Below are 15,881 nucleotides of genomic sequence, written 5' to 3'. Positions count from 1 at the left end.
ACGTGGTCAGTTCAGCGGCTTCGGCAGGGGCTTGCCGTACCACAGTTCCACCAGGCGCGCGGCGATGGAGATGCCGAGCGGGGGCAGGATCTCGCCCGTCTCGATCGCGGTGCGCAGGTCCTCGCGGGAGAACCAGCGCGCCTCCTCGATCTCCTCGCCGTCCACGGTGATCTGCGACGAGGTGGCGCGGGCCATGAAGCCCAGCATCAGGCTGGACGGGAAGGGCCACGGCTGGCTGGCGATGTACTCGACCTCGCCGACCGTGACGCCCGCCTCCTCGAAGACCTCACGGGCCACCGACTGCTCGATCGACTCGCCGGGCTCGACGAAGCCGGCGAGCGTGGAGAACCGGCCCTCGGGCCAGTGGACCTGTCGGCCCAGCAGCGCGCGGTCGTCCTCGTCCGTCACCAGCATGATCACCGCGGGGTCGGTACGCGGGTAGTGCTCGGCCCCGCACGCCGGGCAGCGGCGGATGTGGCCGGCCGCCGCGATGACCGTACGCTCGCCGCAGCGGGAGCAGAAGCGGTGCAACCGCTGCCAGTTCTCCAGCGCCACGGCGTGCACCATGAGACCCGCGTCACGCGCGGAGAGCAGCACGCCCGCCTCACGCAGCCCCGCGGCGCGCGCGGACTGGTCCATCCGCCCGGGGAGCGAGTCCTTCTGGAGCGCGAAGTAGCGTACGCCGTCCCCGTCCGTGCCGAGGAAGTAGCGGTGGGTCTCGGTGAGGGGAGCCTCGAAGGACGGGGTCATGACCAGTTCGGTCCGCCCGTCAGGGGTGTCGTCGATCAGCACCTGGCCGCCGGACACCACGAAGACCCTGGTCGTCGGGTGGCTCCAGGCCGCCGCAAGCCATGCCTCGTCGAGACGGTGGTGCGCCGCGCGGTCGACGCCGCTGTGCGCGGTCAGGCCGATGGGCTGGTGTGCGGTGGCGTCACTGCTGATGGTGCTCACTGGTTCTTTCTACTCCCCCGGGGCGGTGTGGGTGTCTGGTCAGCGGAGTGGTCGGTGGAGTCGTCGGCGGAGTGGCGGGCGCGGGGTCAGCGCGGGGTGGCCGCGAGCTCGCCCCACAGGTAGGCGGTGGTCTCCACACCCTTGAGGAGCAGGTCGATCTCGACCTTCTCGTTGGGTGCGTGCCAGCCGTCGGACGGCACGGAGATACCCAGGAACAGTACGGGTGCGCCCAGCACGTCCTGGAGATCGGCGGCCGGTCCCGAGCCGCCCTCGCGGGTGAAGCGGATCTTCTGCCCGAAGGCACGGGTCATGGCCCGGACCACCGACCGGAGCGCGGGGTGGTCCAGCGGGGTCAGACAGGGGCGCGTGGCCGCGCCGAAGCTGATCTTGTGCCGGATCCCGGCCGGGATCCTCGCCTCGGCCCAGGCCCGCACGGCCCGCTCCACCTGGTCGGGGTCCTGCCCGGCGACCAGTCGGAACGAGAGCTTCAGGTGGGCCGAGGACGGGATGATCGTCTTGCCGCCGGGGCCTTGGTACCCGCCGCCGATGCCGTTGACCTCGGCGGTGGGGCGGGCCCAGACGCGCTCCAGGGTGGAGTGGCCGGTCTCGCCGAGGGTGCCGTGGGACGCGGCCGTACGGAGCCACTCCGCCTCGTCGAAGGGCAGCTCGGCGATGAGGGCGCGCTCGGCGTCGGTGAGGTCGGCGACGCCGTCGTAGAAGCCGGGAACCGTGACGCGTTCGTCCTCGTCGTGCAGCGCACCGACGAGGCGGGCCGCGATCGTGGCCGGGTTGGGGACCGCCCCGCCGAAGGAGCCGGAGTGGATGTCCTGGTCGGGGCCGTACAGCTCGATCTCGCAGTCGGCGAGGCCCCGCATGCCGGTGCAGACGGTCGGGGTGTCCTCGGACCACATGCCGGTGTCCGAGACGATCACCACATCGGCGGCGAGACGCGCGGCACGCTGCTCGGTGAGGGCGCGGAAGTGCGGGGAGCCCGACTCCTCCTCGCCCTCGACGAGGAGCTTCAGGTGGACCGCCGGGGTGGTGCGTCCGGTGGCGGCGAGATGGGCGCGCACGCCGAGCGTGTGGAAGAACACCTGCCCCTTGTCGTCGGCGGCGCCCCGCCCGTACATCCTGCCGTCCCGTACGACCGGCTCGAAGGGGTCGGTGTCCCAGCCGTCCTCGACGGCGGCGGGCTGCACGTCGTGGTGGCCGTAGACCAGCACGGTCGGGGCGTCCGGGTCCTCGGAGGGCCACTCGGCGAAGACGGCGGGGGCGCCCGGGGTGTCCCAGATCTCGGTGACCGGGAAGCCGGTCTCCTTGAGCTTGGCGGCGAGCCAGTCGGCACTGCGCCGCACGTCAGCGTCGTGTTCGGGGTCGGCGGAGACGGAAGGGATGCGCAGCCAGTCGGCGAGGTCGTCGAGGAAGGCCGTGCGGTGGGTCTGGATGTACGTACGGACGACGCTGTCCGGCATGTCGCTCATGACGTCGAGCCTAACGGGCCCGGCGGGCTGTCTCGTCTGCCTGTCGCGAAGATCGCTCGTCCGTGAGGCTGCCGGGGCCCTCATCGCCGCCGCGGCCGCCGTCCGCGTCGTACGGGGCGTCCGCGGTGAGGATCCGTTCCAGCTCCGCGCGGCCCGGGAGCCGGCCGGGGCGGACGACCTCGCCGCTCCGTACGTAGAGGAACGCGGCCGACACGGCCTCGGGCGGGAGCCCGTGCTGCTCGGCCCAGGCGAGGCGGTAGACGGCGAGCTGGAGGGGGTCGCCGCCGGTGCGGCCGGTCTTCCAGTCGACGATCTCGTACGTGTACGGCTCGGCGTCGGCGCCCTGCGCGGACGCGTCGGGGCCCTGCACTGGCGCGTCCGTGTCCGGCGCGGACGCGTCCGTGTCCGCGGGGTGACGGTAGACGGCGTCGATACGGCCGCGGATCATCCGGCCCGCGAGGGTGAGATGGAACGGCGCCTCCACCCGGTACGGCGTGCGTCGGGCGTACGGGGTGCGCTCGAACGCCTCCTTGAGGGCGGCGAGGTCGCGTTCGTCGGCGATCTCGGGTTCGTCCTCGGCGCCGCCGGGCAGCTCGTCGGGGCCGAGCATCGGGAGCGGCAGCTCCTCGAACCGCGACTCCACCCAGGCGTGGAACCGGGTGCCCCGGCGCGCGGCGGGCTGCGGGGGCCGGGGCATGGGCCGCGCCAGTTCGTGGGCGAAGGCGTCGGGATCGGCGGCGAGGCGCAGCAGCTGGGAGGCGGAGAGGGACGGCGGTACGGGGACGTCGCGGACGGTGGCGCGGGCCCGGGCGAGTTCGCCCGCGAGGGCGTCGAGGTCGCGGTCCCAGGAGGCGAGGGTACGGGCCTCTTCGGGGGTCGGTCCCTCCCCCGCCCCGCCCCGCCCGGGAACCGGCGACCGGGGGGCCGGGAGGAAGGGCGGGGGCGCGGTCTCCCGGGGGCCGGGGTGGTCCTCCCAGGGGTCGTCCTCCGGATAGTCCTCCCAGGGGTCCGGGGCGTCCCAGGGATCCTCGTCGGACGGAGCCGGCGGAGCGGACCGGACCGGATCGCCCGGGTCACCCGGGCCGCCCGGATCGCCCGCGTCGCCGGTGGGGTCGGAGTGGTCGCCGGGATCAGCGGAGTCGAAGAGGCCGTTCCAGAATTCCGGGTCGTCGGGGTCGTCCGGGTCATCCGGACCGTCCGGATCGTCGCGGTCATCGGGGTCATCGGGGTCGTCCAGCTCATCCGCGCCCTCCCGGGCGCCCGGGGCTCCCGGCTCCCGCGGGGCGTTCGCCGCCCCTGACTCCTGGCCCCGGAGTTCCTCCAGGTGGGCCAGGACCGTGTCCGCGGCCTCCCGGCGGCGGACCAGGGACTCCGCGTCCAGGGGCAGCGGCCAGGGGTGCGGGGTGGTCCCGTCCGCCAGGGACGGGTTCTCCTCGGACTCCTCCGGCTCGTCCGCCCATGCCTCGATCTCACCGTGCCCCGCCGCGCAGTGCTCGTACAACGCGTGCAGGAAGTCCGACGGGCCCCTCGTCCGCTTCTGGGTGGGGCCCCACCAGTGGCCCGAGCCGAGCAGCAGGGAGCGCGGGCGGGTGAAGGTGACGTAGCCGAGGCGGAGTTCCTCGGTGTGCTGGTGTGCCTTCAGCTCCTCCTTGAAGGACTTGAGTCCCCTCGCGTCCCAGGACGCGACCTCGGGGAGGGTCGGCGCGTCCCCGCGCAGCGCGTGCGGCAGGACCTTCGGCTGGGCGGTCCAGGCCTCGCGGGCCTTGGTGTTGGGGAACTGTCCGGTGACCAGCCCGGGGACCGCGACGACATCCCACTCCAGGCCCTTGGACTTGTGCGCGGTGAGCACCTTGACCGTGTTCTCACCGCCCGGAAGCGCGTGGTCCAGGCCCTTCTCGTACTGCACCGCCGTGCGGAGGAACGCCAGGAAGGCGAGCAGCCCGGCCTCGCCGTCGAGCGCGGCGAAGGAGGCCGCGATGTCGAGGAAGTTGCCCAGGGTCTCCCGGCGGCGGGCGGCCAGGGCGTGCGGGGACGCGGAGAGTTCGACTTCGAGGCCGGTCGTGGCGAGGACGCGGTGCAGCACGTCCATCAGCGGGTCGGCCAGGGAGCGGCGCAGCTCGCGCAGTTCGGTGGCGAGGCGGGCGAAGCGGACCCGGGCGGCGGCGGAGAAGGGCAGATGGTCCGCCGGGGCCCCGGCCGGTTCCAGGAAGGTGTCGAGGGCGTCCGCGAGGGAGATCACCTCGGCCGGGTCGGTGCCCTCGACGGCCGCGGCCAGCCGCGCCTCGGTGTCGTCCGGCTCGCCCTCCGCCGGGCCGCGGTGGACGAGCAGCCGGGCGCGGCGGCCGAGCAGCGCCAGGTCGCGCGGGCCGATGCGCCAGCGGGGGCCGGTGAGGAGGCGTACGAGGGAGGCGTTGGCGCCGGGATCCTGGAGGACCTCGCACATGGCGACGAGATCGGCCACCTCGGGGAGGTGCAGGAGCCCCGACAGGCCGACGACCTCGACGGGGATGTCACGGGCCACCAGCGCGCCCTGGATCTCCGGGAAGTCTCCCGCCGTACGGCAGAGCACGGCGATCTCGCCGGGCTCCTTGCCGGTGCGGACGAGATGGGCGAGGGAGTCGGCGAGCCACTCGATCTCCTCGGCGTGCGTCGGGAGCAGGGCGCAGCGTACGGAGCCGTCGCGCTCGGCGCCGGGGGCGGGGCGCAGCGCCTCGACGCCTTCGTGCATGGCGCGCAGCGGTTCCGCGAGGCCGTTGGCGAGGTCGAGGAGCCGGCCGCCGCTGCGGCGGTTCTCGCTGAGGGAGAAGCGGGCGGCGGGGGTGCCGTCGGCGGCCGGGAAGTGGGCCGGGAAGTCGTCGAGGTTGGCCACGGAGGCGCCACGCCAGCCGTAGATCGCCTGGCAGGGGTCGCCGACGGCGGTGACGGCGTGTCCGGTGCCGCCGCCGAAGAGTCCGGAGAGCAGGAGCCGCTGGGCGACGGACGTGTCCTGGTACTCGTCGAGGAGGACGACCCGGAACTCGTCCCTCAGCAGGGCGCCGACCTCGGGGCGGGTGGTGGCGAGTTCGGCGGAGAGGGCGATCTGGTCGCCGAAGTCGAGGAGGTCGCGGGCGCGCTTGGCGGCGCGGTAGCGGCCGACGAGGTCGAGCAGCTCACGGCGGGCGACGGCCGTCTCGGGAACCTTGCGCAGGTCGGCGTTGGAGAGCCGCGCGCCGTCGAGGGTGCGCAGCAGGTCGGTGTCGTACGAGCCGAGGCGGCCGGGGGTGACGAGGTGTTCGGCCAGTTCGGCGTCGAGGGCGAGCAGATCGCTGACCAGGGCCGGGAGCGTCTTGGTCAGGGCCGGGTACGGTCCCGGCGCCTCCCGCAGGACGCGGGCGGCGAGCTGGAAGCGGGTGGCGTCGGCGAGGAGCCGGGCGGTGGGCTCAAGTCCTATGCGCAGCCCGTGGTCGGTGAGCAGCCGGCCGGCGAAGGCGTGGTACGTGGAGATGCGCGGCTCGCCGGGTGCGTGGTCGGCGTCGGCGCCGCCGGGGACCGTGGGGAGGGCGTCGGGGTCGGTGACGCCGGCCCGCACCAGCGCCTTGCGGACGCGCTCGGCCAGCTCGCCCGCCGCTTTGTTGGTGAACGTGAGCCCGAGGACCTGCTCGGGCGCGACCTGCCCGCTGCCGACCAGCCACACCACCCGGGCGGCCATCACCGTCGTCTTCCCCGACCCGGCCCCGGCCACGATGACCTGCGGGGCGGGCGGCGCGGTGACGCACGCCATCTGCTCCGGGGTGAAGGGGATGCCCAGCAGCTCCTTGAGCTGCTCGGGATCGGTGAGATGCACGGACACCTCAGGAAGGCTATCCGGCACCACTGACAGCGGACGGGGGGCGTGTCCGATCAGCGCGCGCGGCCGCCCTTGGTGACGACGATGGTGACGGTCTCGCCCTCCAGCCGGTAGAGCACACGCCGGTCCCCCACCGGCAGTCGCCAGTACCCCGAACCGCCAAGCGCCCGGGCCTCGGCCGGGCGCGGGTCGTCTGCCAGAGCGCGTACAGCTACAGCGCAGTTCTTCGCACCGATGGGATCAAGGTGCCGTAATCGGCGGAACTCGGTCGTGGCTTGGTGCTCCCACACCATGGCATGGGTCATGATGCGGCCGCCCGCGCATCCTCGGCATCCAACTGGGCCATGAACTCGTCATGCGTAATCGTCGGCCCGGTCGGCGCAGCCCTGCGGGCCTCGGCCTCCGCGATGTCGGCCTCGTCCCTCAGGCGGCGAAGTTCTTCCAGTTCCTCTATCGGCACCAGAGCCGCCGCAGGCCGACCGTATTCGCTGATCAGGATCTGCTCATGGCCGTGCCGCACCCGGCCCACAAGCTGTCCGAGCTGATTACGGGCTTCGACAAGGGGATATGTGTCCATGCCGGAACCGTACACAGTCGCCGATGAGTACTGCGCGACGATCGGGGCGAATTAACGGACAGCCACCTATACAGGTCACCACTCGCACTGGTGCCCTATTCCACGACCTGGCGGCCCTCCGGCTGCGCGCTGCACGAGGCACGGAAGGCGCAGTGGCCGCAGTGCTGGCCCGTGGTGGGGGTGAAGCGTTCGTCGAGTACGCGGCCGGCCGCCGTGGTGAGCAGTTCGCCGACCCACTCCCCCGTGAGCGGTTCCTGTGCCTGGATCCTGGGGAGCGCGTCGCCGCCTTCCTTCTTCGGCGCGGGCTGGCGGAGCTGGACGAGTTCGGCGCCGCCCGGTTCGGGGCGGTGGCCGTCGAAGACCTCGTCCAGGGCGCCTTCGCGGACCGCGAGCTGGTAGACGGCGAGCTGGGGGTGGTGGGCGACCTCGTCCTTGGAGGGGGCCTGTTTGCCGGTCTTGAAGTCGACGACATAGGCCCGCCCCTGTGCGTCCTGTTCGACGCGGTCCATGGAGCCCCGGATCCGTACCTCGTAGGCGCCCGCCTCCAGTGTCACGTCGAAGCCGTGCTCGGTGGCGGCGGGGGTGCGGCCGCCGCGGTCCGTGACGTGCCAGCGCAGAAAGCGTTCGAGCGCCGCCCGCGCCTGCTCCTTCTCCTGCTGGGACTTCCACGGGGCGTCGAAGGCGAGGGCGTCCCATACGGAGTCCAGCCGCTCCATGAGAACGGCGAGATCGGCGGGGGTACGGCCGGAGGCCACCTCGTCGGCCAGCACATGGACGACGTTGCCGAACCCCTGGGCGGCGGTGGCGGGCGCGTCCGCCTTCACCTCGCGGCCCAGGAACCACTGGAGGGCGCAGGTGTTCGCCAGTTGGTCCAGGGCGCTCCCGGAGAGCGCGACGGGCTGGTCCCGGTCGCGCAGCGGGACCGCGCTGCGGGTCGGCTCGTACAGGCCCCACCAGCGGTGCGGATGGGCGGCCGGGACGAGCGCCTGGCCCTCCTCGTCGCTGAGGGCCGCGAGCCGGGCGAGGCGGCGTGCCGCGGCGTCGCGCAGGCCCGGGGAGGCGGCCGGGTCGACGGTGGTCGCGCGCAGTTCGGCGACGAGCGCGGCGACGGCGAGCGGGCGGCGCGGGCGGCCGGTGACGTCCCTGGGCTCGACGCCCAGTTCGGTGAGGAAGCGGGAGGGCTGGTCGCCGTCGTCGGCGGGGGCCTTGACCGCGGTGACGACGAGCCGGTCGCGCGCCCGGGTGGCCGCCACGTAGAACAGCCGGCGCTCCTCCGTCAGCAGGGCGCCCGGAGTGAGCGGTTCCGCGAGCCCGTCGCGGCCGATCCGGTCGGCTTCCAGGAGCGAGCCCCGGCGCCGCAGATCGGGCCAGAGGCCCTCCTGGACGCCCGCGACGACCACCAGGCCCCATTCGAGCCCCTTGGCGCGGTGCGCCGTCATCAGCCGCACGGCGTCGGGACGTACGGCGCGGCGGCTGAGCGTGTCGGCGGCGATGTCCTGGGCGTCCAGTTCCTCCAGGAAGTTGAGCGCGCCCCGGCCGCCGGTGCGTTCCTCGGCGCGGGCCGCGGCGTCGAACAGGGCGCACACGGCGTCGAGATCGCGGTCGGCGTTACGGCCGCCGGCGCCGCCGCGCAGGGCGGAGCGTTCGAGCCGCGTGGGCCAGGGCGTGCCGTCCCACAGCTCCCAGAGCGCTTCCTCCGCGGTGCCGCCGCCGGCCAGCAGCTCGCGCGCCTTGCGCAGCAGCGCGCCGAGCCGCTGTGCGCCCCGGGCGTACGCGGGGTCGTGCGCCACCAGCCGCTCGGGCTCGGCGAGCGCGCGGGCGAGCAGCACGTCGGAGGCGGCCGGGATCCGGGTCCCGCCGGCCCGTTCCTCGTCGCGCAGGGCCCGGCCGAGGCGGCGCAGATCGGCGGCGTCCATGCCGCCGAGGGGCGAGGCGAGGAGGGCGAGCGCGGTCTCCACGTCGAGCCAGGTGGCGGGCTCAGCGATGGGGGTGGGTTCCGGCTCGGGGGCGGGCGCGGGCTCCGCTCCGGGCTCGGGGGGCTCCTCCGGCGGAGTGATCGACGCCGTCGCCACCGCCCGCAGCGCCGTCAGCAGGGGGGCGACGGCCGGTTCGTGGCGCAGTGGTACGTCGTCGCCGTCGACCTCCAGGGGCACGCCCGCCGAGGTCAGGGCGCGGCGGATCGAGGGGATCGTGCGGCCTCCCGCACGGACCAGGACCGCCATGTCCTGCCAGGGCACGCCGTCCTCCAGATGCGCGCGGCGCAGGATGTCGGCGATGTTGTCCAGTTCCGTCGACGGGGTCGGGAAGGTGTACGTCTCGATCCGCCCGCCCTCCCGTACCGCCGCCAGCTCACGGTGGGCCCGTACCTTCTCCGCCGGCAGCCGGTTCAGCGGCATACGGCGCGTCAGCAGCCGGGTGGCCGCCAGCAGGCCGGCGCCCGAGCGGCGGGAGGTGGTCAGGACCTCGACCGGCGCCGGGGTGCCGTCCGTGCGGGGGAAGGCGTGCGGAAAGTCGAGGATGCCGTTCACGTCGGCGCCGCGGAAGGCGTAGATCGACTGGTCCGGGTCGCCGAAGGCGACCAGCGTGCGCCCCCCGCCGGCCAGTGCGTCCAGCAGCCGTACCTGCGCCGGGTCGGTGTCCTGGTACTCGTCGACGAACACCGCGTCGTACCGCGCCCGCAGCTTCTCCGCGACCTCCGGGCGCCGGGCGAGCAGGTCCGCGCGGTGCACCAGTTCCGCGTAGTCGAGCACCCCCTGCATGTCCAGGACGTCCAGGTACTCGGCGAGGAAGTGCGCGGCGGCCGACCAGTCGGGGCGGCCCGTACGGCGCGCGAAGGCGGCCAGCGAGCGAGGGCCGAGGCCCAGTTCGCGGCTGCGCGCGAGCACCGCGCGGACCTCGTCGGCGAAGCCCCGCGTGGTCAGGCAGGCGCGCAGTTCGTCGGGCCAGCGGACGCGCCCCCGGCCGGCGCGGGCCAGCTCGATCTCGCCGGCGAGGAGGTCCCGTACGGCGACGTCCTGCTCGGGACCGGAGAGCAGCCGCAGCGGCTCCGTGAAGAGTTCGGCCTCCTGGTGCGCGCGGATCAGGGCGTAGCTGAACGAATGGAAGGTGGTCGCCTGCGGGCCCCTGGTGCCGCCGAGCCGTACCGCCGTACGATCCCGCAGTTCCACCGCCGCCTTGCGGCTGAAGGTGAGCACCAGGATCCGTTCGGGGGCGGTGCCCCGGGCGACGCGCTCGGCCACCGACTCCACCAGCGTCGTCGTCTTGCCGGTGCCGGGGCCCGCCAGCACCAGGAGTGGCCCGCTCCGGTGGTCAACCACGGCGCGCTGCGCTGCGTCCAGCACAGGAGGGGTCACCGGCACGGGCGGCGTACGCAGCAGCCGGTACCCGCCGGGGGGCCGCTGCCGTACCCGGCGGTGCGGGGTACGTCCGGTGGAAGAGGAGGAGCTCACGTGGTTCGCCGGTCCTGGAGGAAGTGCTGGTGGTGACGGGGCTGGCCTGGGTGCGCAGAACGCCGAGAACGCCGCGTACGCCGAGAACGCCGCGTACGCCGAGAACGCCGCGTACGCCGGCGACCCATGGAGCGTACGGAACGCCGGGGACGCCGCGGGCGCGTCCCGTCGACGCTACGCCGTCGGACGGCCCGGACGCGCACGCTCCGGTGTGGCTTCCGTCGCGCGCTCCGGTGCCGCTTCCGCGGCGGGCGCCGCTTCCGCCCCGTGGCGCGGCGCTCCCCCGTGGGCCGTGGAGCCGGTGGAGTCATCCGTACGGCGGGCGGGCCGGACGCCGGATCGCCCGCCGCGCGGTCCGATGGCGGAAGCTGTCATCTGTGAGTCACATCGCCCGTGTCCGTGCCCGGCCCCGCGCCGCCCTCGCCGTCCCAGCGCGCCCGCCTCATGTCCAGGCGCGGCACATGGCCCTCGGCGCTCCGCGCGGCCTCGCGCAGCGGGGTGCCCTCCTCGCGGTAGTGGGCCAGGGCGCGCAGTTCGTGCCCGGGCAGCAGCACGCCGTCGGACCGGACCACGCGCCACCAGGGCACCGCGGAGCCGTAGAGCGCCATCGCCCGGCCCACCTGGCGCGGCCCGCCGTCGCCGAGCCACTCCGCGACATCGCCGTACGTCATCACCCGGCCGGGTGGGATCAGCTCGGCGACGTCCAGCACCCGCTCCGCGTACTCCGGCAGCCCCGGGGGGCCGGTCGGTCCGGGCAGGTCGGGCGGGACCGACCCGTCGGGTGCCGTGGGGTCCTCGGGTTCCTCGCTCCTCATCCGGACCATCCTGCCGCACGCCACCGACATCGGCGGCGCCCCGGACCCGCGCGCCGGATGCCCCCGCATTGCACCCTGATGCCCCCCTCTGTCGGATGCTCGTGCCACCATCATCCGGGCGGTGACTGGTGATACGAGATCAAGAAGAGACGGATTCGGCAGAGGAGGGGGCCGTGCGGCATCCCGCGGCGGCACACACCTCCGGCGCTGAGCCGCGCCCGGAGGCCGGTGGGCCCTCGTCCTCCGGCCCGGAGAGCGATCAGCACACGGGCCCGGACACCGGCCCGGACGACGGCCCGGACGCCGCCCCCGGCACCGGCCGCGACGGCGACAGCGACAGCGACAGCGACAGCAACAGCGACGACACCGACGGCGGTGCCACCCGGGCCGACCGCGTCTCCGGTGACGAACCGCTGCTCGCCGCCCGCGTCCACCGCCCCTCCGATCTGCTGCGGCTGCTCATCGGTGTGCTGGCCATCGCCCTCGTCCTCGGCCTCTCCGCCTTCGCCCACGGCACCACCTCCGGCCTGGAACAGGACATCAGCAAGGGCACCGGCCAGGCCCCCGACCTGATCGTCAAGCTGGCCGGGCTGGTCTCCAGCATCGCCGTGCTGCTCGTCCCGGTCGCCTTCGCGATCGAGCGGCTGATCAAACGGGACGGGCTGCGCATCGCGGACGGAGTCCTCGCCGCCGTACTGGCGCACGGCGTCACCCTCGCCACCGACCTCTGGGTCGCCAGGGCCGCGCCCGAGTCGATCACGGACGCCCTGACGCGGCCCCAGCTCGGCGCCGGTTCCACCGACCCCGTCCACGGCTACCTCGCCCCCGTCATCGCCTACATGACCGCCGTGGGCATGGCCCGAAGACCACGCTGGCGGGTGGTCCTGTGGGTGGTGCTGCTGCTCGACGCCTTCGCGATGCTGGTCGCCGGGTACACCACACCGTTCTCGATCATGCTGACCGTGCTGATCGGCTGGACCGTCGCGTACGGCACGCTCTACGCGGTCGGTTCGCCCAACGTACGGCCGACCGGGCAGACCCTGATGGCGGGTCTGCGCCACGTCGGCTTCCGCCCCGTCAACGCGATGCGCGCCGAGGACGCCGCCGACGCGACCGAACAGGGCGACCGGGGGCGGCGCTATCTGGTCACCCTGGAGGACGGCCCGCCCCTCGACGTCACCGTCGTCGACCGCGAACAGCAGGCGCAGGGCTTCTTCTACCGGGCCTGGCGCCAGCTCACGCTGCGCTCCATCACCACCCGCAGATCCATCCCCTCCCTGCGCCAGGCCCTCGAACAGGAGGCGCTGCTCGCGTACGCGGCCATCGCCGCCGGGGCCAACGCGCCCAAACTGATCGCCACCTCCGAGCTGGGCCCCGACGCCGTCATGCTCGTCTACGAGCACCTGGGCGGCCGGTCGCTGGACTCGCTGCCGGACGAGGAGATCACCGACGAGCTGGTACGGGAGGCCTGGCGGCAGGTCAAGGCACTCCAGTCGCGGCGTATCGCGCACCGCAGGCTCACCGGCGACGCCCTGCTGGTGGATCGTTCCGGCAAGGTGATCCTGACGGAGCTGCGCGGCGGCGAGATCGCGGCGGGCGATCTGGTGCTGCGGATGGACACCGCGCAGATGCTCACCACCATGGGGCTGCGGGTGGGCGCGGAGCGCTCCGTCGCCGCGGCGGTCGAGGTGCTGGGACCGGACGCGATCGCCGACTGTCTGCCGCTGCTCCAGCCGATCGCGCTGAGCCGTTCTTCCCGCGCGACGCTGCGCAGGCTCGCCCGCGAGCGCTCGCAGCGCGAACGCGAGGCGGTCCTCGCGGCCTCCGAGCGGACCAAGCGCGCCAAGGCGGCGGAGGTGGCCGCCCTCGACAGGGGCGGCGACCGCAAGGCCGTACGGAAGTCCCTGCGCGCCGAGAAACAGGCCGAGAAGCGGGCCATAGACGACGCGCTGGACGAGGCCCGCGAGGAGGATCTGCTCTCCCAGATGCGGCAGCAGGTGCTGCTGATCAGGCCGCAGGCGCCGGTCGAACCGGTCCAGCTGGAGCGGATCAAACCGCGGACACTCCTCAGCTTCATCGCCGGGGCCGTCGCCGGATACTTCCTGCTGACGCAGCTCACCCAGGTGGACTTCGCCACCGTCGTCAGCGACGCGCACTGGGGTTGGGTGCTCGCGGCGCTGGTGTTCTCGGCGCTGAGCTATGTGGCGGCGGCGATGAGCCTGCTCGGCTTCGTACCGGAGCGGGTGCCGTTCGGGCGGACGGTCGTGGCGCAGGTCGCCGGCTCCTTCGTCAAGGTCGTCGCCCCGGCGGCGGTCGGCGGGGTCGCCCTGAACACCCGCTTCCTCCAGCGCGCGGGGGTACGGCCGGGGCTCGCGGTGGCGAGCGTCGGCGCGTCCCAGCTCTTCGGGCTCGGCGCGCACATCCTGCTGCTCCTCTCCTTCGGTTATCTGACCGGCACGGAGAAAACCGCGTCGCTCACCCCGTCCAGGACGGTGATCGCGGGGCTGCTGACCGTCGCCGTGCTGGTCCTGGTCGTGACCGCCATCCCGTTCCTGCGGAAGTTCGTGGCGACGCGGCTGCGCTCACTGTTCGCCGGGGTGGTGCCGCGCATGCTGGACGTGCTCCAGCGGCCGCTGAAGCTGCTCACCGGCATCGGCGGGATGCTGCTGCTGACGGGCGTGTTCGTGATGTGCCTGGACGCCTCGATCCGGGCGTTCGACAACGGCAACCAGCAGCTCAGCTACGCGAGCATCGCCGTGGTCTTCCTGGCGGGCAACGCGCTGGGCTCGGCGGCGCCCACCCCGGGCGGGGTCGGCGCGGTCGAGGGCGCGCTGACGCTGGGTCTGATCGCGGTCGGCCTGCCCAAGGAGGTGGCGGCGCCCGCGGTGCTGCTCTACCGGCTGCTGACGCTCTGGCTGCCCGTGCTGCCCGGGTGGCTGAGCTTCAGCCACCTCACGCGCAAGGGCGCCCTGTAGGAGCGGCACCGCACGGCGGCCGGCCGTCCGCGCCGGGAGCGGCTCCGCGGCCGTCCGGCCGCCGCCACCCGCATGGACCGCGGCCCCGCGCGGCGCGGGCCGACCCGGCGCACGATGGGTCCATGCCCCTCTCCCCCGAACGGCGGTCCGCGGCCCTCGCCGCCGTCACCGCCGTCGCCCTGCTGGCCGCCTCCGGATGCTCCACCACCCCGGGCTCCGACCGGGCGGACGCCACGGACGCCGCCCTCGGGACCGGCGGGAACGCCCGGGCCGCGAGCAGCCCCGGCGGCCTGGCCACCCAGCATCTGCGGTGGAAGGCGTGCCGGGCCCCGTCGGCCTCCGAGGGCGGCGGTACGGCACCCTCGCCGCTGCCCGGCGGCACGCGGTGGCAGTGCGCCACGATGAAGGCGCCGCTCGACTACGCGAAACCGGGCGGCGCCACGATCGACCTCGCCCTCATCCGGGCCAAGGCGCGGGACACCAAGCACCGGATCGGCTCGCTCATCTTCAACTTCGGCGGCCCCGGCGGCTCCGGCATCACCGGGCTGCCGGCCTTCGCCAAGGACTACGAGAAGCTGCGCTCCCGCTACGACCTGGTGAGCTTCGACCCGCGCGGGGTCGGCCTCAGCGACGGCGTCCGGTGCCAGAACGCCAGGCAGCTCGACGCGTACTTCGCCCAGGACGCCACGCCCACCACACCCGCCCAGGAGAAGACCTTCACGAAGGGGCTCACCGACTTCGCGGCGGCCTGCGAGAAGCACTCCGGCAGGATCCTCCCGTACGTCGGTACGACCAACGCCGCGCGTGACATGGAGCTGATGCGGCAGGTCCTCGGCGACAAGAAGCTGTACTACTTCGGGATCTCGTACGGCACCGAACTGGGCGGCGTCTACGCCCACCTGTACCCGAAGTCCGTCGGCCGGGCGGTCTTCGACGCCGTCGTCGACCCGACGCAGAACTCCGAGCAGAGCTCGCTCGGCCAGGCGAAGGGGTTCCAGCTCGCCCTCGACAACTTCGAGAAGGACTGCCTGGCGCGCGGCGCCGCCTGCCGGCTGCCCGGCTCGACGCCGAAGGAGATCCAGTCGTTCATCATCGATCTGCTCAACCGGATCGAGAAGCATCCCATCCCGGGGATCGGCGCCCGGAAGCTGACCGGGACGCAGGCCACCAACGGGGTGGCGCAGGCGCTCTACTCGAAGGACTTCTGGCCCTATCTGGAGCAGGGCCTCGACGAGGCGGACGGCGGCAACGGCGCACTGCTGCTCGCGCTCTCCGACTCGCTGAACGGGCGCGACCAGAACGGTCAGTACAGCAACCTCCAGGCCGCCAATGTGGCCGTCAACTGCGCGGACTCCAGGGAGCGCTACACCCTGGCGCAGACCAAGGAGAGGCTTCCGACCTTCCGCAAGGCGTCGCCCGTCTTCGGGGACTACCTGGGCTGGGGGCTGATGAGCTGCTCCCGGTGGCCGGTGAAAGGGCAGTGGCGTACGCCGGACGTGAGCGCGCCCGGCTCGGCGCCGATCCTGGTCGTCGGCAACACCGGTGACCCGGCGACGCCGTACGCGGGCGCGAGGGCGATGGCGACGGCGCTGGGCAAGGGCGTCGGGGTCGAGCTGACGTACCACGGGCAGGGGCACGGCTCGTACGACAGCGGCGACCGGTGCGTGCAGAGCGCGGTGAACAGCTATCTGCTGGACGGGAAGGTGCCGGCGGCGGGCACCGTCTGCAAGTAGGCGGAGCGCCGGAGAGGGGCCGGACCGCGCGTGACGCGCGGTCCGGCCCCTCTCCGGATGTTTACCGGACATGC

The 15,881-nt window shown here is 73.7% G+C and carries 9 protein-coding genes; 2 read left to right on the top strand and 7 right to left on the bottom strand.

Annotated features, from left to right (window positions below):
- Positions 1-6: 6 nt before the first annotated feature.
- The 7 genes from nudC to AB0P17_RS18320 form a co-directional block, all read right to left on the bottom strand.
- Positions 7-951, bottom strand: coding sequence for an NAD(+) diphosphatase (gene nudC / locus AB0P17_RS18350; protein ID WP_365812128.1), 945 nt, complete (start codon positions 949-951; stop codon positions 7-9).
- An 86-nt stretch (positions 952-1,037) separates the two neighbouring features.
- A complete protein-coding gene (locus AB0P17_RS18345; RefSeq protein ID WP_365812126.1) occupies positions 1,038-2,432 on the bottom strand; it encodes a dipeptidase in 1,395 nt (464 codons plus the stop codon).
- Positions 2,433-2,442: 10 nt separating this feature from the next.
- Positions 2,443-6,261, bottom strand: a complete 3,819-nt coding sequence (locus AB0P17_RS18340) for an ATP-dependent DNA helicase (RefSeq protein WP_365812123.1) — start codon at positions 6,259-6,261, stop codon at positions 2,443-2,445.
- Between the two features lie 50 nt (positions 6,262-6,311).
- On the bottom strand, positions 6,312-6,563 hold the full coding sequence (locus tag AB0P17_RS18335) for a type II toxin-antitoxin system RelE/ParE family toxin (RefSeq protein ID WP_365812121.1): 252 nt from the start codon (positions 6,561-6,563) through the stop codon (positions 6,312-6,314).
- Positions 6,560-6,835, bottom strand: a complete 276-nt coding sequence (locus AB0P17_RS18330) for a type II toxin-antitoxin system Phd/YefM family antitoxin (protein ID WP_365812120.1) — start codon at positions 6,833-6,835, stop codon at positions 6,560-6,562. The genes AB0P17_RS18335 and AB0P17_RS18330 overlap by 4 nt, the downstream gene beginning before the upstream one ends.
- Before the next feature lie 95 nt (positions 6,836-6,930).
- Positions 6,931-10,284, bottom strand: a complete 3,354-nt coding sequence (locus tag AB0P17_RS18325; RefSeq protein ID WP_365812118.1) for an ATP-dependent DNA helicase — start codon at positions 10,282-10,284, stop codon at positions 6,931-6,933.
- Between the two features lie 371 nt (positions 10,285-10,655).
- Complete coding sequence (locus AB0P17_RS18320) at positions 10,656-11,108, bottom strand: MGMT family protein (protein WP_365812116.1); 453 nt, start codon at positions 11,106-11,108, stop codon at positions 10,656-10,658.
- Between the two features lie 164 nt (positions 11,109-11,272).
- On the opposite strand from AB0P17_RS18320, the gene AB0P17_RS18315 reads away from it, so the two are divergent.
- Both AB0P17_RS18315 and AB0P17_RS18310 read left to right on the top strand, forming a co-directional pair.
- Positions 11,273-14,074, top strand: a complete 2,802-nt coding sequence (locus AB0P17_RS18315; protein WP_365812115.1) for a lysylphosphatidylglycerol synthase domain-containing protein — start codon at positions 11,273-11,275, stop codon at positions 14,072-14,074.
- A 122-nt stretch (positions 14,075-14,196) separates the two neighbouring features.
- Positions 14,197-15,807: an alpha/beta hydrolase gene (locus AB0P17_RS18310; RefSeq protein ID WP_365812113.1), complete on the top strand. Its 1,611-nt coding sequence runs from the start codon at positions 14,197-14,199 to the stop codon at positions 15,805-15,807.
- Positions 15,808-15,881: the final 74 nt, after the last annotated feature.

It is taken from the genome of Streptomyces sp. NPDC088124, assembly GCF_040685895.1.
Taxonomy (GTDB): Bacteria; Actinomycetota; Actinomycetes; order Streptomycetales; family Streptomycetaceae; genus Streptomyces.
This window is presented reverse-complemented; position numbering and strand designations above follow the sequence as displayed.